17 protein-coding genes and 5 pseudogenes are annotated in these 18011 nt (G+C 58.9%); 15 read left to right on the forward strand and 7 right to left on the reverse strand.

The window, feature by feature from the left end:
* Positions 1–26: 26 nt before the first annotated feature.
* From AC1DUR_RS23295 to AC1DUR_RS23305, 3 genes are read left to right on the forward strand one after another with little or no spacing between them, the layout of a single operon-like run.
* A complete protein-coding gene (locus AC1DUR_RS23295) occupies positions 27–995 on the forward strand; it encodes a Bug family tripartite tricarboxylate transporter substrate binding protein (RefSeq protein ID WP_477722229.1) in 969 nt (322 codons plus the stop codon).
* Between the two features lie 6 nt (positions 996–1001).
* Positions 1002–2174: an ABC transporter substrate-binding protein gene (locus AC1DUR_RS23300; protein ID WP_477722230.1), complete on the forward strand. Its 1173-nt coding sequence runs from the start codon at positions 1002–1004 to the stop codon at positions 2172–2174.
* 27 nt (positions 2175–2201) lie between these two features.
* On the forward strand, positions 2202–2726 hold the full coding sequence (locus AC1DUR_RS23305; protein ID WP_477722231.1) for a gamma carbonic anhydrase family protein: 525 nt from the start codon (positions 2202–2204) through the stop codon (positions 2724–2726).
* Positions 2727–2799: 73 nt separating this feature from the next.
* Here AC1DUR_RS23305 and AC1DUR_RS23310 read toward each other — a convergent pair.
* From AC1DUR_RS23310 to AC1DUR_RS23320, 3 genes and pseudogenes are all read right to left on the reverse strand, one after another.
* Positions 2800–2937 (reverse strand): annotated as a pseudogene (locus AC1DUR_RS23310) (SDR family NAD(P)-dependent oxidoreductase); the annotation flags it as partial.
* A gap of 93 nt (positions 2938–3030) precedes the next feature.
* Complete coding sequence (locus AC1DUR_RS23315; protein WP_477722232.1) at positions 3031–3897, reverse strand: pirin family protein; 867 nt, start codon at positions 3895–3897, stop codon at positions 3031–3033.
* An 8-nt stretch (positions 3898–3905) separates the two neighbouring features.
* Entirely contained in the window at positions 3906–4613 is a 708-nt protein-coding gene (locus AC1DUR_RS23320) for an isochorismatase family protein (protein ID WP_477722233.1), read from the reverse strand.
* A 161-nt stretch (positions 4614–4774) separates the two neighbouring features.
* Between AC1DUR_RS23320 and AC1DUR_RS23325 the strand changes: the two genes are divergently transcribed.
* Positions 4775–5740: a LysR substrate-binding domain-containing protein gene (locus AC1DUR_RS23325; RefSeq protein WP_477722234.1), complete on the forward strand. Its 966-nt coding sequence runs from the start codon at positions 4775–4777 to the stop codon at positions 5738–5740.
* A 38-nt stretch (positions 5741–5778) separates the two neighbouring features.
* Here the strand turns inward: AC1DUR_RS23325 and AC1DUR_RS23330 are convergent.
* Positions 5779–5948, reverse strand: a pseudogene (locus AC1DUR_RS23330) (helix-turn-helix domain-containing protein); the annotation flags it as partial.
* A gap of 922 nt (positions 5949–6870) precedes the next feature.
* On the opposite strand from AC1DUR_RS23330, the gene AC1DUR_RS23335 reads away from it, so the two are divergent.
* The 6 genes and pseudogenes from AC1DUR_RS23335 (at position 6871) to AC1DUR_RS23360 (ending at position 11984) form a co-directional block, all read left to right on the forward strand.
* On the forward strand, positions 6871–7629 hold the full coding sequence (locus AC1DUR_RS23335) for a type IV toxin-antitoxin system AbiEi family antitoxin domain-containing protein (protein ID WP_477722235.1): 759 nt from the start codon (positions 6871–6873) through the stop codon (positions 7627–7629).
* Positions 7622–8535 (forward strand): annotated as a pseudogene (locus AC1DUR_RS23340) (nucleotidyl transferase AbiEii/AbiGii toxin family protein). The gene AC1DUR_RS23335 and the pseudogene AC1DUR_RS23340 overlap by 8 nt, the downstream one beginning before the upstream one ends.
* A 268-nt stretch (positions 8536–8803) precedes the next feature.
* Positions 8804–9133, forward strand: coding sequence for a helix-turn-helix domain-containing protein (locus AC1DUR_RS23345; protein WP_477722236.1), 330 nt, complete (start codon positions 8804–8806; stop codon positions 9131–9133).
* Complete coding sequence (locus AC1DUR_RS23350; protein ID WP_477722237.1) at positions 9130–10347, forward strand: type II toxin-antitoxin system HipA family toxin; 1218 nt, start codon at positions 9130–9132, stop codon at positions 10345–10347. Before AC1DUR_RS23345 ends, AC1DUR_RS23350 begins: the two co-directional genes overlap by 4 nt.
* 177 nt (positions 10348–10524) lie before the next feature.
* Positions 10525–10959, forward strand: coding sequence for an RloB family protein (locus AC1DUR_RS23355; RefSeq protein ID WP_011482509.1), 435 nt, complete (start codon positions 10525–10527; stop codon positions 10957–10959).
* Positions 10935–11984, forward strand: coding sequence for a GSU2403 family nucleotidyltransferase fold protein (locus AC1DUR_RS23360; protein WP_477722238.1), 1050 nt, complete (start codon positions 10935–10937; stop codon positions 11982–11984). The genes AC1DUR_RS23355 and AC1DUR_RS23360 overlap by 25 nt, the downstream gene beginning before the upstream one ends.
* Positions 11985–12048: 64 nt before the next feature.
* Here AC1DUR_RS23360 and AC1DUR_RS23365 read toward each other — a convergent pair.
* Positions 12049–12204, reverse strand: a pseudogene (locus AC1DUR_RS23365) (transposase domain-containing protein); the annotation flags it as partial.
* Between the two features lie 124 nt (positions 12205–12328).
* On the opposite strand from AC1DUR_RS23365, the gene yjjJ reads away from it, so the two are divergent.
* Positions 12329–13684, forward strand: coding sequence for a type II toxin-antitoxin system HipA family toxin YjjJ (gene yjjJ / locus AC1DUR_RS23370; RefSeq protein WP_477722239.1), 1356 nt, complete (start codon positions 12329–12331; stop codon positions 13682–13684).
* A gap of 16 nt (positions 13685–13700) precedes the next feature.
* Here yjjJ and AC1DUR_RS23375 read toward each other — a convergent pair whose 3' ends face one another.
* Entirely contained in the window at positions 13701–14342 is a 642-nt protein-coding gene (locus AC1DUR_RS23375; RefSeq protein WP_477722240.1) for a hypothetical protein, read from the reverse strand.
* A 320-nt stretch (positions 14343–14662) separates the two neighbouring features.
* Here AC1DUR_RS23375 and AC1DUR_RS23380 point away from each other — a divergent pair, with 320 nt between their 5' ends.
* From AC1DUR_RS23380 to AC1DUR_RS23390, 3 genes are read left to right on the forward strand one after another with little or no spacing between them, the layout of a single operon-like run.
* Positions 14663–15274: a hypothetical protein gene (locus AC1DUR_RS23380; RefSeq protein WP_477722241.1), complete on the forward strand. Its 612-nt coding sequence runs from the start codon at positions 14663–14665 to the stop codon at positions 15272–15274.
* The gene (locus tag AC1DUR_RS23385) at positions 15267–16157 is read left to right on the forward strand and encodes a nucleotidyl transferase AbiEii/AbiGii toxin family protein (protein ID WP_477722242.1); all 891 of its coding nucleotides are present in this window, start codon (positions 15267–15269) and stop codon (positions 16155–16157) included. The genes AC1DUR_RS23380 and AC1DUR_RS23385 overlap by 8 nt, the downstream gene beginning before the upstream one ends.
* Complete coding sequence (locus tag AC1DUR_RS23390; RefSeq protein WP_477722243.1) at positions 16079–16795, forward strand: IS6 family transposase; 717 nt, start codon at positions 16079–16081, stop codon at positions 16793–16795. Before AC1DUR_RS23385 ends, AC1DUR_RS23390 begins: the two co-directional genes overlap by 79 nt.
* A gap of 54 nt (positions 16796–16849) precedes the next feature.
* Here the strand turns inward: AC1DUR_RS23390 and AC1DUR_RS23395 are convergent.
* A pseudogene (locus AC1DUR_RS23395) lies at positions 16850–17270 on the reverse strand (transposase); the annotation flags it as partial.
* A 316-nt stretch (positions 17271–17586) separates the two neighbouring features.
* Between AC1DUR_RS23395 and AC1DUR_RS23400 the strand changes: the two are divergent.
* A partial coding sequence (locus AC1DUR_RS23400) for a Bug family tripartite tricarboxylate transporter substrate binding protein (RefSeq protein ID WP_477722244.1) occupies positions 17587–18011 on the forward strand: 425 nt, incomplete at its 3' end.

Here is an 18011-nt window from a genome sequence, read left to right on the forward strand (position 1 = left end):
CACCTTCGTGTATTTGAAAGACCTTTATGAAACTGTTTACAACGCTACTTCTTTCCATTTCTGCCGCTTTCTCGCTTCCCGCGCTGGCTCAGCCATATCCGACTCGCCCCGTCAAAATACTTGTTACTGCTGGCGCCGGGTCTTCAGCCGACTTGTTGGCGCGTATTGCTGCGGACGAGTTGGGCAAGAGGCTGGGACAACCTTTCATCGTCGAGAACAAGCCGGGCGCAGGGGGAAATATTGCTGCCGACGTTGTGGCCAAGGCCAAGCCCGACGGATACACACTTCTCATGGCGACAGTGAGCACACATGGAATTAACCCTTCGCTGTATGTGAAGCTGCCTTTTGACCCCGTCAAGGACTTTGCGCCCATCGGTTTGCTTGCAAGCAATCCGAATGTTTTGGTCGTGTCGCCGTCCTTGCCTGTAAACAATCTGCAGGAGCTCATAGCTTTGGCAAAGAAAACGCCAGATGGCTTGACATATTCCTCTGGCGGTACCGGAACCTCTCAACACCTCGCTGCGGAAATCATGGCGGCGGAGGCAGGAATCAAGTTGACGCACATTCCCTTTAAGAGCGCGCCGGAAAGCTTGAATGCAATGCTGAGCGGTCAGGTGGTTATGAGCTTCGCAAGCATCCCCGTTGCACTGCAGCAAGTTAAAGCTGGAAAACTGAAGGCGATCGGGGTAACAGCTAATAAATCCGCGCCGGCATGGCAAGACTTGGCACCTCCGCTCGCTTCTCAGGGATTGCCTGGCTACGACGTTTCAGCTTGGTTTGGCTTGGCTGCACCAGCGGGAACTCCAACTGACATTGTGAAGAGGCTGAACAGTGAATCAACAGCCGCATTCAAGACCTCGGCCGTACAAACCAAACTTGAAAGCCTTGGGATGGAAGAACTCTCGAGCACACCACAATATTTTGATAGATTTATTCGTTCGGAGATTGTGCGTTGGTCCAAGATCGTGAAGCAGTCCGGCGCAAAACCGGAATAAGCTGTCATGACTTCAAGTGTGCCGAAACAAGGCCTCCGAAAGCCAAACCTCATTTTTACGTTGAATAAGAGGGTTACGGCAACTTTCTTCCTTGTCGCGCTGTCTTTGGCCAATGTAGCGCATGCGGCGGAGCTGGTGGTAGGTCAGGTGGGGCCCATCGTTGGGCTTCAAGCGCCACAAGCTAAAGCCTATGCCGCCGGAATGAATCTGGTGTTTGATGCGGCAAACAGGATCCGCGGCGCCACAAATACTTTTCGCTTGGTTCGCCGCGATGACGGCGGACGTGCTGAGGACACCGTGTCTGTCACTCGGAAGCTGATCGAGGATGAAAAGCCGATTATTTTGGCCGGATTTTTTGGTAGCAAGAACCTGGCATTGCTGTCGGGTTCTGGATTGCTGGAGAGAGAGAAGATAGCGCTGGTGGGCTACCGCACCGCTGAACTGCAGATTGATGACCCTCAATTCTTTAGCGTGCGGGCGGGTATATCAGAGGAGATAGCCCGGATTACGCAGCATCTCTCCACGATAGGTATCCGAGATCTCGGTATCTTTTATGAAGAAGGCGCAGGTGCTACGCGCTTAGTGGCAGTTGCTGACGAGTTGGCAAAAAAAACCGGTGTGGCATTCGCGGTCCGTGCATCATATTCTCCAGGTACAGCTCGGGTGACTTCCGCTGTAGAGTTGTTCTTGAAACGCCCTCCGCAGGCCATCTTACTAGTCACTTCGAGCGCTGCTGCAGCAGGATTTATTGAGCAATACAGGACAGCAGATGGTGCTGCAAAAATCTTCTCACATTCGGGCGTCGATATTGAACAGCTGAATCGCCAGCTTACAGAAGAGCAGCTTCAAGGCGTGGCAATAGCGCAGGTTACGCCTAGCCCTTACAAAAACTCAAGCAGCCTCAGCAAAGAATTTGCAGATGCTGTAGCTGCGTCAGCAGACAAAGACTTGCCCGTCAGTTACGCAATGATGGAAGGATACATTGCGGGGAAAGTGATCGTTGAAGCCGTTCGTCGCCAAGGCTCCAAAGTTTCCAGGCAAACAATGATGGCAACATTGGATGCGCTCGCGGCATTCGATCTTGGGGGCTATGCAATTGGCTTTAAACCGGGCTCTCACACTGGTTCGAAATTTGTGGAGCTATCCATCGTCACCAGCAGTGGTCGCATTCGTCAATAGCGTTAGCAATCTCAATGTGACGGGCAAATGGCTATCTATTCCTTAAACGGTGTCGCACCTCAAATCAGCGAGTCTGCGTGGGTCGAAAAAAGCGCGACAGTGATTGGAAACGTCGAACTTCAAAACGATGCGAGCGTGTGGTTCGACGCCATCCTGAGAGGCGACTCTGACAAAATTCACGTCGGAAAAGGGGCCAACATCCAAGATCGAAGCGTTCTTCATGTCGATAAAGGGCAACCGCTTCACATTGGAAATTTTGTCACCATCGGACATGGAGTGACATTGCACGGTTGCAGCATTGGTGACGGAAGTTTGGTCGGAATTAACGCTGTTATTCTCAACGGAGCAATGATCGGAAAGAACTGTTTGATCGGTGCCGGCTCACTTGTGACTGAGGGAAAAGAATTTCCCGATGGTTGGCTAGTGGTAGGGAGCCCGGCCAAGGCGATACGTCCTCTGACGCGCGAGCAGATTGCAGGCCTTGAGCGAAGTGCTAGGCACTATATGAATAATGCAGTGTTGTTCCGCACTAGCTGTCTTGGCATTGCGTAGATTTTGGCTGCGCCAACGTAATACCCGCTAGGCCGATGACTGTTGCATATAGATACGCTCGATTACCTCGGCCCACGACCGAATCCGCCTGCGCGCGATTGCCGCGGTACACAATGGCAACGGCCGTGCCTTGCGCAGCGAGTTTCTTGGCAATCGCTGCGCCGATTCCGCGTGAGCCGCCAGTAACAACGGCAATTTTGTTCGTAGTCATGATTTGCACTCCATTTGGTTAGGGGTTAGGGACCCCGATGCCCTGCTATGAGCAGGGCATCGGGGTGGATTTGGTGTGACTGCCAGCACCAGGCTAGGCATGCTTCAAAGCAGACGGGGACGCCACCGATCCAAACTTGCCTGCGCGAAAGTCGCGCACTGCCTCATCGAGCGACGCCTCGCTTTCGAAGACAAACGGCCCGCGAGAAATGACGGGCTCATCGATCCGCTCGGCTGCCAGCACGACGCAGTGTGCCCCTTCGCCAGTGCGCAGACCGACGATGCCGCCAATGCCGTCGGCACTGGCACAGATGGCCTGATCGGGCTGCAGTTCGGTACTGCCGTCCACGACAACGCTCCCCTGGACCACATGCACCCATGCATTCCATTCGCCCGGCAAAGGCACTTCGACGGACGCGCCAGGCTTTTCAAGCTGAACATCGAGCATCAGGATGGGACGGGGCGCCCGGGTTGGGGAGGACCGACCTTGGAAATCTCCAGCAACGACGCGCACATGCGTACCCTCCTCTGTTTCGACGATGGGCATCCGGTCGCGGCCGATGTGGAACGAATCCGGCGGCAAATGCTTCAGGGATGCCGGCAGATTCACGAAAATCTGCAGCGCATGAATGTGTGCCGATTCTTCCGGAAGCTGAGTGTGCAGGATCCCGCGACCCGCCATCGTCCAATGCAGGTCACCTGCACCGAACGTCGCATTGTTGCCAATCGAGTCGCGGCTCACCATGGAACCCTTCGTGTCCTCGAAAACGAGCGTGACCGCAGAAAACCCCGCGTGGGGGTGGACGTCGAAAGTGGGCTGCCACATATGAAAGTGATCCACCATTACGAAGGGTGACATCGCCGCGCCCCCGAACGCGTCGAACCGGAACTGAGCGATGGTGCATCCGGCGCCTACCGGTTGCGCCGTCGCAGTCGCCACTTTTGAAAACCGGATGCCCATGGCTGTCCTCACTGGTTCTTGGATTGAGGGGTGTTCTTCAACTGCCAGACCAGCGTCGCGAAGGGAATGTCCAGCGCGTTGTAAACGTCATGGGCTTTCGGGTCCGCGTTGTCCCTCAGCAGTTCGACCCCTGCGGTGGCGTAGTCCGTCACCGGCACCCCCGCGAGGGTGAGCCGCTGCAGGCCACTCACCCGCTTGGCTTCGTTGAATGTTCCGGAGGCATCGAGTACCACGCGCGCGTCGTAGCCGGCCGCCTTAGCGGACATGGCGGGGAACGCTGCGCAGACCTCCAGCGAGACGCCGGCAACCAGGATCTGCTTGCGGCCGGTCTTTTCGATGGCGGCCCGCACCTTCGGGTCGTCCCAAGCATTGATCACCGTACGGGTGATGACCGGCACCCCGGGCAGGGCCGCAGTCAGTTCGGGGATGATCGGGCCCCACAGGCCATCAGGCATGGTGGCCGTCAGTATGACCGGGACGCCCATCGCATTGGCGGCCTTGGCAAGTGCAACAACGTTGTGCTTGAGCTCCGCCAACGGGATGTCGCGTACGCCGGTGTACAAGCCAGTCTGTTGATCGACCAGAAGCAGCACCGTGTTTTGGCGCGACAGCATGTTCAGTTGTTGCGGCACATGCTGGACCATGCCAGCACTGGGAGTTGGGCCAGCTTGTACCGCCTTGGCATCGGCCGCCATGGCACCGGTTCCAAGTGCCATGAGCAGTGCACTGACGGCCAATTGAACAACTGCCCTTTTAGAGAAAGACCTCGACATCTGCGACTCCATAAAGTTGAAAACTGAACTGTATAGATTCACTCATCGTTCGAGAAGCCGGAGAATGTCTGACGCATCGTTTTAGAAAATGGGACAATACCGGGATGTTGAGCCTGACAGATGTCTTCTATTTCGTGCAGGTGGTGGACCATGGCGGATTTACCGCTGCCGCGCGGGTGCTGCGCGCGTCAAAGTCGACATTGAGCCTGCGTGTTCAACAGCTCGAGACGGATCTCGGGGTCCAGTTGCTCAATCGGAGCTCCCGAAAACTTGGATTGACGAACGTGGGCGGCGAGTTCTACCGCCATGCGCAATCCTTGCTTCGGGCTGCCGAGGCCGCGGAGAATGTCGGCCGCCAGCGGCAGAGCGAACCGAGTGGGACGATCCGCATCACGTCGTCCGTGACGGTTGCGCAGTTTGCGTTGCGGGAAATCCTTCCCGCCTTCATGCGTATGTATCCGAAGGTCAGTATCGAGCAGCACGCCTCCGACGTCATGACGGACATTGTTGGAGAAGGGTACGACCTGGCCATTCGCGCACACGCCGGCCCTCTGCCTGATTCGTCACTCGTGCAGCGTAGGCTGGCAGCGGTTCCCTGGTATCTGTTCGCCTCTGCGACGTATCTCGATGACAAAGGTGTTCCGCACCACCCCGATGATCTTGTGACCCACAGTGCCATCGCGCTCGGCCGGGGAACGACGAAAAGCTGGTCTCTTCGATTCGAGGATGAACCCGCTGCCATAGTGCCAATTACCGCCCGCTTCGTGAGCAACGACATGGTTGCATTGAAGCAGGCTGCCTGTGCCGGCCTGGGCGTGGTTGTGCTTCCCGGCTACGTGTGCCGAGAGGAAGAGGCAACGGGAAGGCTGGTCCGGGTGTTGCCGCATTGGCGCGCAGCCGACTCGCGTCTGACGGCCGTACTGCCCGCTCGGCAGGGTTGGCTGCCCTCGGTGCGAGCCTTCCTGGATTACCTGGTAGACGAATTGCCCCGCGCGGTCGAGTGCCCCTCACACGAAGCCAACAGCAATGGAATCGGCTGGACGGCCTCAGGCGCGCAAAAGTCCTCGTAGTGAGGGGGGCCGCTTCAGAAGAGGGGAAAAACCATATGCTAAGGTGTCGCGGACGCTGGAATCCATCGGTATAGCGTGGGCACTGACACGCCCAGGTTCTTGGCACGTCCCAAGGGGGAACGCCATTGGCCAGCAGTTTCTTGGCTGACTCGATCTTGCTGTCGGTCATCTGCCGCTTGCGGCCAAGCTGGCGGGCGACTAGCAAACCGTAGGCTGCCCCTGGTCAGCTAGACAACCTGTCCCTATCCATGGACTGCCCGAACTGGTGATCRCTCTTTCTCGACAAACAACGTAGAAGATTTGTAGATTTTCAGCTTCGTAGAGGAGTGGCGGCACTGGGCAATCCACCTTCATTTTCCCGATTGTTGCCGCCGACGCGTTTTTTACCCAGGTGCCGACTTTGGGCTGACCCACCTCAACTCTTGGCGAATCCGTCTACGAAAACGATTTGATAGACGCTCGGCTGGGTCAATGAAATCTCGGCAGGTGGGTCAAAATCACGCCGACGCCACCAAGGGGGCCATCGATTTGAAAAGCATCGATCTCATTGCAGCGTGAAGCAGCGCAATTGGGGGTGACATAATGTACGCAGGTTGGTCAAGTGGGCAGTGGTTCGAAGCCAGTTTTGCCCCTTCAGCCGCTGGTCAGTTTGGTGTACCCCAACGTGTACCCCAAGGATTGCGACGTGACGGAGAGCGAGCACTGGTACGGCTGAGCATTGGTTTTTGGATTCCGCCCCAGTTTTAGACGATGCGGGGATTACTCAAATGGTCTAGGGAAATCAATGACTTACGGCTGCGATCCGAAGTCTGTGGTTCGATTCCAAGTTTCCGCAAAACAAGCTACCCATTGTTTTGGGCGTTCCATCAAGCCGCTCTCATGCCGCGTTCAATTGATTGAAGGCCGTCAGCTTCGCTTTTCACTCTAAGTGGGCTTTTCAACATCCGTTGAACACGGCATTTCTGGTGAATGTGCTAGCGCTGGGTCTCCTTTAAAGTTAGGAGATGCGCTGTGCTCGGGCGTGGTAATTTGATTGAATAATGCGTCAAAAATATAACAAGGCATTAAAAATCCATTGAAATTCAATCGCCGCTCTTGAGGTTGATTAGAATGCGTGCTAATTTTAGTACATGGATAGAACTCCACGACACGCTCTAATCAAGAAGCTCCAGACCAGTCTGCCGCGCGGGATGCCGTTCGATCTGGCCGCTCTGGAGCGTATCGGTGTGTCTGCCCAACTGGCAGCCCATTACGCTGAAAGCGGCTGGCTGGACCGGTTGGGCCAAGGCGTTTATGCGTTTGCCGGTGACACCTTGAGCGCGCATGGCGCGATCAAGTTCCTGCAAGCCCGCGTCGTTGGCCTCCATGTGGCAGGCAGGAGCGCACTGACGCTTCAGGGCGTGCGCCACAACCTCGCGACGCGCGAGGCGGTGGTGCTGTGGGGTGACGTGCGCTTTGTGCTGCCGGTGTGGTTCACTTCCCGATTCCCATCGCGTTACGTGTCGGCCAGGCTGTTCAACTTGCTGGATGGCACGCTTGCCAGCAAAAGTTTGACTACGCCGCCGGGCGTGACTGATGGCTTGCGCGTATCAGTCCCCGAGCGAGCCGTCCTTGAACTGCTTTACGAAGTCGGTACGCATCAGGGGCTGGAGGAGGCGCGTAACCTGTTCGATGGTCTACGCAACCTGCGCAAAGATGTTCTGGGCGAGCTACTGCAGTCCTGTACCAGCGTCAAAGCCGTCCGCCTGTTCCAGACCTGGGCACGCGAAACTGGCGTTGTCGATGTGGAAGCCCTGCAAAAGCAGTACACGCTGCCCGTCGGCAGCGACAAACGATGGATCACTCGCATGAAAGATGGCAACCTGCTGAGTCTCAAACCTCATGGATAAAGCCTACGCCGATACGGTCCGCCTGCTGCTGACCGCAGCACCCGATGTGTTTGCCAACGACATCTTCGCCATGAAGGGCGGTACCGCCATCAACCTGTTCGTGCAGGACATGCCGCGACTCTCGGTCGATATCGACGTCGTCTACACGCCGTGGCGAACTCCGCGCGAGCAGGCCTTGAAAGCCATTAGCGATGAGCTTGACGCCATTGCCGACCGGCTGGGCCGATTGGGTCTCGCCACACGCAAGGTCAACTCCAGGGATCTCGGCGACACCAAACTACTGATCGAAAACGCCGAGGCCCAGGTCAAGGTTGAAGTCAACGTGGTTTTTCGTGGCACGGTGCTTCCGGTCGAGCGCCATCCTTTGAGCCGAAGACAGCCGGCCTGTTCAGCGTGGCGCTGGAACTGCCAGTCCTGGCACCTGCGGAGCTGTATGGGAGCAAACTGGTCGCGGCCATGGACCGCCAGCATCCGCGCGACTTTTTCGGCGTGTTGAAGATGTTCGAGTCTGGCGGCTTGTCGGACGCGGCTGTGGAATGCTTTGTGACCTACTTGGCTGGGCATAACCGGCCCACCCACGAAGTGCTGTTCGGCAACGAAAAAGACATCGCCCATGAATACCACCAGAATTTCGTGGGCATGACCACCGAGCCAGTCAGTCTTGACGTCCTGCTGGAAACCCGTACCAGGCTGCGCGAGGAACTTCCGCGACGGCTGACGGGACAGCACAAGCAGTTCCTGATGGGTCTGGCCCGTGCACAGCCTGACTGGACTTTGCTCCAATGTTCGCATGCCTCCGAGTTACCGGCATTGCGCTGGAAAGTGGGCAACTTGCAGACCTTCAGCCAGCGTCGGCCAGCGGACTTTGAAAAGCAGGCCGCTGCTCTGGAGGCTCTGTTGGCGTGATGCCGTGTGTAGTCGAAGCGAAGACCATGGCAGGCTGATCGAGGTTCCCCTTTGACGGCCGCATTTCCCCGGTGCACCGTATCCAGTACCGGTTGATTCGAGTCGGCCGGAAGCGCTGGTGTTCATCGGTTCTCAGGTCTTTGAGTTTGCGCTCACCCAACCCGCTGGTTGCGCATAACCCCGCCCGAGGTCACTTCTGATTTACAAGCTTTAGGGGAGTGTCTATAATCACAATAACTTGCGATTTATCTAGGTTAAGTCACAGCATATGAGAGTTTCTTCTTCCGCCAGTCGACTTCCGTTTGAAGCGGAGGATGTGTTGCGCGCGCTCGCCGGCCGCGTTCGTGTAGCCCGGAAAGCGCGCGGCCTGACTCAGCCTGATTTGGCGGCAAAGGCCGGAATCAGCACCAACACCCTGTTGGCTATGGAGAAAGGGACGTCCAGTGTCCAGCTCGGGTACTGGCTCCAAGTTTTGTGGGCCCTTGACCTCTTGAGCGGCTTTGCGGACCAGGTTGGCCTCCTCGGACGAGAAGCCGGGGACGTCGCACTGCTGGAGGCCCAGCTTCCCCACCGCGTGCGCGGCGGAGGCACGCGATGAGCGACACAGAAAAGCCGGTTTGGGTGTGGCTACCCGGCCAGGCGCAACCAGTGCATTGCGGCACATTCTCCCTGCAGGGAGGCGTGGGGACTTTTCACTACGACGGATCCTACCGGGCACGTGAAGACGCGCTGTCACTTGACCCATTCAGCTTGCCGTTCACTCGGCGCGTTCGCGGCGCCAAGGAGACCCGTCAAGGGGGACTATTTGGCGTTATCCGCGACGCGAGCCCTGAGGGCTTCGGCCTGGCGCTGCTTGAGCAGTTGCGTGGCACCACCTTGGCCGACCCCATGCAACGCCTGGAGCTTTCGGAAGGCGACTCCGTGGGTGCTATTGAAGTTTGCGATGACATTGAGTCCAAGCTGGCGTTTAGCGCGCCTACGTCAGAGCAGTTGCTGGCCGCCATCGCGAAACTGCCGCCCGAGCGCGCCAGCAGCCAGGCTGCGCGGGAGGTGAAGGGGATGCACGGCACCAGCCTGGGCGGGGAGCGCCCCAAACTAACGGTGTTGCACAAAGGGCAACTGTGGATTGCCAAGCTCCAGGACCGCGGCGACCCGCCACATGCCCCGCTGCGAGAATTCGTTGCAATGCGTCTGGCCGCCCAATGCGGCATCACGGCCGCCGAGGTGGAGTTTGTGCAGCAAGGTGAGCGCGAAATTCTGCTCGTCAGGCGCTTTGACCGGCACAGGGACGCGATGGGCAACGTGTTCCGCAGTCTCTATGCTAGCGCGCATACCGTCCTGCGCCTGGACACTCAGACACGCGGCGAGCGGCAGCGCTCCTACGTGGGGTTTTCGCACGAAATCCAGCGCTGGTGCGGCCTGGGGGACGTGGATACCCGAGAAATGCAACGCGAGCTGTGGCGGCGCATGGCCTTCAATGCTCTCTGCGGAAACGGTGACGACCACCCCCGCAACCACGGCCTGGTTTACCGGGACGGGCGCTGGGGCCTGGCTGACGCCTTTGACATCGCCCCCTACATCACGTTTTCAGGAACACTTGCGATGGCCATTACCCGCGAGGGGGACTCCGCCGCGACCACCGTGAACCTGCTGAAGAACTGCGACAACTTCGGCTACGAGAAAGCCGAGGCCCTTCATTACCTCGAGCAGACCATGCAAAAAATTTCCACCGGGTGGGGCAATGAGCTGGCCGGGTGCGGACACGCGCGCGACCTCCTGCCGACTCCATCCTTCGTATGGCTCGAGGACTAGGAGGCTAGTCCTCGATCTATACGAAGCGAAGGATATCTGACTGGCCGTTATGGCGCGGTGCCGTTCTTCAAGAAATTCCCAAACTTCCTGCAGCGCATGCCGGCCAAGGCGTCCCGCCCCAGCCCTAAGTCTGGCCCTTCGACTGCGGCCTGAGCCCGTACGGAACGCGGGCTCGGCATGGGTAAGGACAACCAACCGAAGCATCGGCAAGCGGCTCGCAACCTTAGACGTCGCGCCGCAGTCCGCCAGCCGTACGAGCGGATCCTTATCGTCTGTGAAGGGGAGAAGACAGAGCCGCAATACCTGAACGATATTCGGGACGAGCTACGTCTCTCGACAGCCAACGTACAGGTGTGCCAGGGCGCGAGCGGCACCGAGCCCTCTCAGATTGTTGAATACGCTGAGGACCTCTTCCTAAATGGCGATCTTGCCCGCGGCATCGAGGCGTGCGCCTTCGATCGCGTAGTGGATGTGCTTCGGTATGGTCACGCTGGGCGTTGCGATGAGCGTCTGTGTGGGGCCCCACTTACGTCGTTGGTGACGTATCGATGGTGTAAAAATTCATATAACTTGTTGATTTTATTGAATTGGCCGTACAAAATACAAAAATAATATTTATACGGCCAATGGACTATCTACCGCTTTCAGACAACGCAGCCCGACAAGTCATCGACGCCTCCACCATCTTCGAGGAGTGGCGCCGCGTTGAGAGGGCGGCGCGGGCCTACGTCGGCGGCATGTACTGGAAGCGGCAGGGGGAATATGAGTACCTCGTCAAAACCCTGCCCGACAACCGTCAAAAGCGCATCGACCCACGCTCAGCCAAGACGGAGGCGATTTTCAAGGATTTCACCGAGCGCAAGACCGAGATAGAGGCGCGACTGAAGTCACTGCAAGGCGCCCTGAAAGAGGCCGAGCGATTGAACAAGGCGCTGAAGGCGGGTCGTGTGCCGTCCAAGGTTGTTGCTGTATTGCAGGCTCTTGAGGGTGCGGGTCTGGGTGAACATCTCAGGGTGGTTGGTACCCACGCTCTGTACGCCTATGAGACGGCTGCTGGCGTTCGCATCGTGCAGGGAGCGCTGGCAACGCAGGATATCGACCTGCTTTGGGATGCCGGGCGGCGCGTGAGCTTTGTCACCACCATGGACAAGCTCGACAAGTCGATGCTCGAGGTGTTGCAAAAGGCCGAACCGAGCTTTCGGCGCAAGGAGGGGCAGGCCGAAACAGCGATTGATGATAAGGGGTTCGAGGTGGACTTCCTGCGCCGCCAGGTCGCAGAGGGTGACCCCCACCCGTTTCGTTTCACGGACGACGAGGAGGACTTGTGGCCCGTGCAAGCCGAGCGCGCTGCGGTGCTGACAAGTACGCCCCTGTTTGAGCATCTGGTCATCTCCGCGACGGGGCGCATGGCGCTTATGCGAACCATTGACCCCGCTGTGTTCGTGAGCTTCAAACGCTGGATGGCTGACAACGCGCAGAAAAGGCCAGAGCTAAAGCGGCGACGCGATGTGCGCCAGGCCGATATCGTGGAAGCGCTCTTGAAGGAGGGTCTGCTGCAGACGCAAGTCCCGACCACTGCCCCGGCGCCAGAGCCGGAGCAGGTGCCCAACGAGTCGGGTACAAGTCCAGCGCCATGAGGCTTAGTGGCGTGCTGGTGTGCACCGCAGGTGGACACCCTTCAAGGCAAAGGCGATGGAGAGGTCAGGCGGGCGGCCGCTGGTTGTCATTGTCTGGCTGTCGCTGGATTTGGGCCGCCACATTCCATGGCAACAATTGAGCCACCCGGTTGACCGGATGCTCACCGATGCGCTGCAACACATGGCGCAAGTACGCCTCGGGGTCGAGTCCATGCCGACGTGCCCTCGAATGAAAAGTGTTGAGGTTTTAATTTATCGTTTCAATAATCGTTTCCAATTACAATGACTATTGGCGAAATTATCATTCACAAAAATTTTCGTTTAATCTACTTGTAAATCGTTTCATGACGACTTCCGAGGACCTGCTCCGAACACTACGAACTTGGCACAAGCTGCCCGCCAAGCAACTGCTTGAGCGGCTTGGCATCAGTCGCGCGACGCTCATGCGCGCAGTTCGTGAGCTTGGCTCGCAGGTAGTTGCTCGCGGGCGGGCGCGCAGGACAGCATACGCTGCCCGCCGTGCGCTGCGCGGCAGTTTGCAGGCGCTGCCGCTCTACCGCATTGACCAGGACGGCCAGGCCCACGAAGTTGCGATGGTGTATCCGGTCTATCCGGCAGGGTGTGCGCTTGACTTTCTTGAGTCGCTTGACTGGCCGTTGGAAGAAGACATGCGGGACGGCTGGTTTGAAGGCCTGCCCTACTTTCTGGACGATATGCGCCCACAAGGATTCTTGGGGCGGCACTTTGCTCGACGTCACGCCGACTTGCTCCAAGTCAGCGCGGACCCCAAGGTTTGGTCGGAGGACGACACGCTGCATGCGCTGGCGTTGTTAGGCAGTGACACGCCAGGCAACTACGTCCTGGGAGAGCCGGCATTGCGCCAGTGGCTGGCCCATTCTCAACAGAACGCACTTCCCCTGGAATCGAGCCAAGTTGTGCCTGCCTACCTGCTCAAGGCCGAAGAGGCTATGACTGACGGGACTGCGGGTTCCTCGGCAGGAGGAGAGTTCCCGAAGTTCACCGCGTTTCGCGAGGTGGCGGGCAAGCCTACCCACGTCATCGTCAAGTTTTCGGGCTCCGATGAGGCGCCCGGAACTGTACGCTGGTCCGACCTGCTGGTCTGCGAACACTTGGCCCTGTGCGCCGTGGCCGAGCACCTGGGTCTTGAGGCCGCGGTCAGCCGCATCCATCGGGCGGGCGGGCGAACTTTCCTGGAGGTGGAGCGGTTTGACCGCCATGGCAGGCTCGGGCGCTCGCCCGTCTGCTCTTGGTCAGCCTTGAACGCAGCTCTGTTTGGGTTTGCCGGCAAGCCTTGGCCGGAGGGCGGCGCCGCCCTGCTCAGGCAAGGGCTCATCGACACCGAATGCCTGGCCGCCCTGCAACGACTTTGGTTGTTCGGGCAGCTCATTGCCAACACAGACATGCACGACGGCAACCTGTCGTTCAGGCCCGGGCTTCAACCGGCCCCGGTATATGACATGCTGCCCATGGGGTACGCCCCGGTGCGCGGCGTGGAGTTGCCGGTAAAGGAGTTTGTGCCCCCTCTGCCCCTGCCCGCCGAGAAAGACGCCTGGCTCACGGCCGCCCATGCGGCGGAGCACTTCTGGGCAGCAGCAAGCGGCGACGCGCGAATCAGCAAGAACTTCAGAGCAATTTGTAGCCAAAACGCGAGCAAGGTTCGCAAGGCCTTGTACGGCTGAGTCCCGGTCGCAAGAATTACGCACGACCGATGGTGGCCGTGCGCGAATCGCCGATGTCGATGAACTTTCCGCCAAGCCAGATGTGAGTGGGTGGGAAGAACGAGAGCTGGCTGGTCTGCTTGCAGGCCTCCTCAAGGGAAGCGGGAGCGGTCGCGCCCAAGTAGCGGAAGAGCCTGTAGTTCTGCAGGTCGTCCAGTGCCGTACTGGCCAAGTCCTCGGGCGATTGTGTCTCGAAGAGCGTGGTGCCCGTCTCGTCGTCACGGTAGTGGACCAGCCCCCGCCATAGATCTTTGGCCGCGAGGTACCACCCATCGTCGCATTCAGCGTACTCGGAAGTCAGGGAAAGCTCATCCGCGTCCTTGACGTCCATCGCGAAGACAAACCCTTGAGCGAAGGCCTTCTGTGATTCGAGCAACGCGGGCTTGCGCGTGGCTGCCCGATCCAGAAGATCCTTCAGCGACTCGGGAAGCGGTTTGCTGCGACTCGCGCTGGCTGTCTGCTCAAGGCAGACGGCCACATGCTTCCAGTGCTCGTAGCCGTGCTGCTTGGCGGCAGCATCCAGCGCGACGGCAAGCGATGTACCGGTGGTTTTACGAAGCGTCTTGGCCAGACGCTTGAGCTTTTCGGCGGCGGTTGCCGTGGTGGAGATGAATTCCATGGTGCGTTCCTGTATGTTGCCGCGGATGTACCCGGTGCTCACTGCCGCGCTCCGCGAAACATGGGAAGCTCTGACGAAGGTTTTCACGTCGTCCCGGCGAACCGGGTGGGCCATGGTGAGCAGCTGGCGTCGACGAACGCACCGCGAAATTCTATCGCACCGCTCGTCGCCAGATGCGGGAGGTCGCGGCGATCACACATGGTTCGGTCAAGGAAACTGACTTGGACCGGCAGTGGGCCAACCCGTAGAGTGCATTTCGGGGGGCAGACGTGGCCGGCGGAAAGCGGTAAAATGCATGAAATCTCAATGAAAAACTAGCCATGTCTGCCACCGTTCCGCCTTCCACTGATTCCCTCCGCGGCGCCGTTGCGCACCTTGCGGGTGAGCTGCAAGCCGGCCGCGTGTATCGGCGGGAGGATCTCGCACGCCTGTCCACGGCGGTGGACAGGCACCTGCGCGAGTTGGTGGCCACCGGGAAACTGAGGAAGCTCGCCCAGGGGCTGTACCACGCGCCGAAACAGTCCAGTTTCGGTCCACTGCCGCCTGCCGATGAACAAGTGGTGGGCGGTTTCCTGCGCGACAAGGACTTCCTGGTGTTCTCCCCCTCGGCCTACAACGCCGTGGGCCTGGGCACCACCCAGCTCTACAACCGCACGCTGGTCTACAACCACAAGCGCCATGGCGTCTTCCGGCTCGGCAACCGGCAGTTCGATTTCCGCATGAAGCCGCGCTTTCCGAAGAAGCTGACACCCGAGTTTCTGTATGTTGACCTGCTGAACAATCTCGAAGAGTTGGCCGAGGACCGCGATGCGGTCTTGCGCCAGGCGCGCAGCAAGCTGCCTTCGTTCGATTCGACCCGCCTGCAACGCGCAGCCGACAGCTTTGGCAGCGTGGCCACGCGCAAGCGCCTGCGGGAGTGGATGGATGCCTGACTTCCTGCACGAACGGCGGGACTTCGATCAACTGCTCGCGCTCGTCGCCGACGAGCGCGGAATCGACCCCATGCTGGTCGAGAAGGACTACTGGATCATGCATTGCCTGTGGGGCCTGCAGGCCCAGGGTTTCCACTTCGAACTGAAGGGCGGTACATCCCTGTCCAAGGGTTTCGGCGTCATCCACCGCTTCTCTGAGGACATCGACATCCGCATTGAGCCGCCCGACGGCATGGATGTGAAGACGGGCCGCAACCAGGACAAGCCGGCGCACGTCGCCTCGCGCCGCGCTTACTACGACGAGCTGGCGGCACGCATCCGCATCCCAGGCATGGACAGCGTGGAGCGCGACACGCAGTTCGACGACGACAAGATGCGCAGCGCCGGCATCCGCCTGATCTACACGCCGCGTGCATCGGCATTGGCTGGCGTCAAGGACGGCATTCTGTTGGAACTGGGGTTTGATGACACGGCGCCAAATCGACCTGTCACCATCTCGTCATGGGCACTGGATCTCGCCCGAGACCGAGGCGTCGACGTGTTCGACAACCGGGCAGTAGCCGTACCCTGCTACGCGCCAACCCATACCTTCGTCGAGAAGCTCCAGACGATTTCCACCAAGTACCGTCGCTTGGGCGAGGCGCAGGCGTTCCCCGGCAATTTCCTGCGCCACTACTACGACGTGTACTGCCTTCTCGGCTTGGAGGAGGTGCAGGCCTTCATGCGGGAGTCCGCCTACCAGGAGCGCAAGGCGCAGCGCTTTCGGAGGTTCTGTCGCGATAAGGGTATCCGACAATCCGGGCCATGCTTGATTTCCGCAAAAGTTCAATCAACAGCGCCCTGCGCAAGGTCCTCAAACGGTTTCACTATCCCCTGGAAGTGATGCTGACGTGCGTGCGCTGGTATGTGGCCTATCCGTTGAGCCTGCGCCACATAGAGGAGATGATGCAGGAGCGCGGTGTTTTCGTTGACCACGCCACTGTCCATCGCTGGACAATCAAAATGCTGCCGGTGCTGGCCGCTGTTTTCCGCCGACGCAAGCCACCAGTGGGCTCAAGCTGGCGAATAGACGAGACCTACATCAAGGTGTCCGGCCAGTGGAAATACCTTTACCGCGCTGTTGATCGCGCGGGTGACACAGTCGATTTTTTGCTCACCGCCAAGCGCGACTTGTCAGCCGCCCGTCGCGCTCTGGAGCGCGCCATCAATCTGCACGACTTGCCAGAGAAGATCACCATCGACAAAAGCGGCGCCAACACGGCAGCCATTGAAAGCGTCAAAGCTGACGCCTGCGTCAATATCCAACTACGCCAATGCAAATACTTGAACAACATCGTTGAGCAGGACCACCGGGCCATCAAACGCATTACGCGCCCGATGCTGGGCTTCAAGTCATTCTGGAGTGCTCGAATCATCATCGCTGGCATTGAGACGATGCACATGATCCGCAAAGGGCAGCTTGACTGCCCAGTTGGCCAAGCCATGTCTCCAGCCGATCAGTTTTACACCCTGGCGATCTGATCGCCACCCATCAGTTCACCTTTTCTCGGCCATTCATACTTATCGCGACAGAACCGTCTGATGCATCTCGGGATCGCGCGCTTTGTCCGCGTTCTTGGTCGAGCTGGGCGCACCAATGATGGTGGCGTCCACGATGGTGCCCGTGTTGACTTTGAAACCCCGGGCCTGCAACTCCTGCCCCACTTTGGCAAACAGTGCCTCGCCCAGCTTGTTGTCATTCAGAAGGCGGCGAAACTTCAGCATCGTGGTGGCGTCGGGTCCATACATGGATGAAGTGAATGCGCAGCATCCGCTCAAGGCCAATGGGCGGGCGTCCGTTGCCGGCCTTGGGGTAGTGCGGCTCGATCACTTCGCACAGCGCCTCCCACGGCACGATAGCCTCCATGGTCGCCAGGAATTCGTCTCGCCGCGTGGGCTTGCGGTATTGCTCGTAGCCCGATTGGTCGGCCGCCATCGCCAGGGTCTGTTGTTTCATCGTCAAGAAACGCCTCAAACTCGTTTGCCGCCGACCTTGTTCAGCATTGCCCTAATGTAACTTCAGAGCTTAACTCCAGAGCCCGCAAGGAATCACCTGCGCCACCAGCGGAATCACCCCACCGCCATAGCCGCCCTAAACTGAACCCAAGGCACTCACCGCCAGACAGAGTGAGGCCTAGGGGTTTGCTGAATAAGTACCCGAAATTTCGAAACGCGCTTTGTAAGTCATTGATTTACAAGGCGATGATTTCCAGTCCAAGGACTTAATCAGCATTGCCCTAAACACCATGAAGGCCATGAACACCATGAACACCATGAGACGACGAACCCTCATCACGGGCGCCGCGGGCGCGCTCCTGCCCGCCTGGAGCCTGGCGCAGTCCTTCCCTTCCAAGACGATCCGCATCGTCGTGCCGTTTGGGCCCGGCGGCATCGCCGACCTGACGGCCCGCACCATCGCGCAAAAGCTCGGCGAAAACCTGCGCCAGAGTGTGATCGTGGAGAACAAGCCCGGTGCCGGTGGTGTCGTGGCCGGTGAGATGGTGGCCAAGGTGGAGCCGGACGGTCACGTGCTGCTGCTCATGAGCAACGGCACGGCCGTCAGCGCCGGCATATTCCAGTCCCTGCCCTTCGACGCGCAGAAGGACTTCGAACCGGTGGGGACGCTGGGCTTTTTCGACCTTGCCGTGCTGACAACCAGCGACAGCCGCTTCAAGAGCATGAAGGACTTGCTCGCGTA

The sequence above is a fragment of the Polaromonas sp. P4_F4 genome (assembly GCF_056401355.1).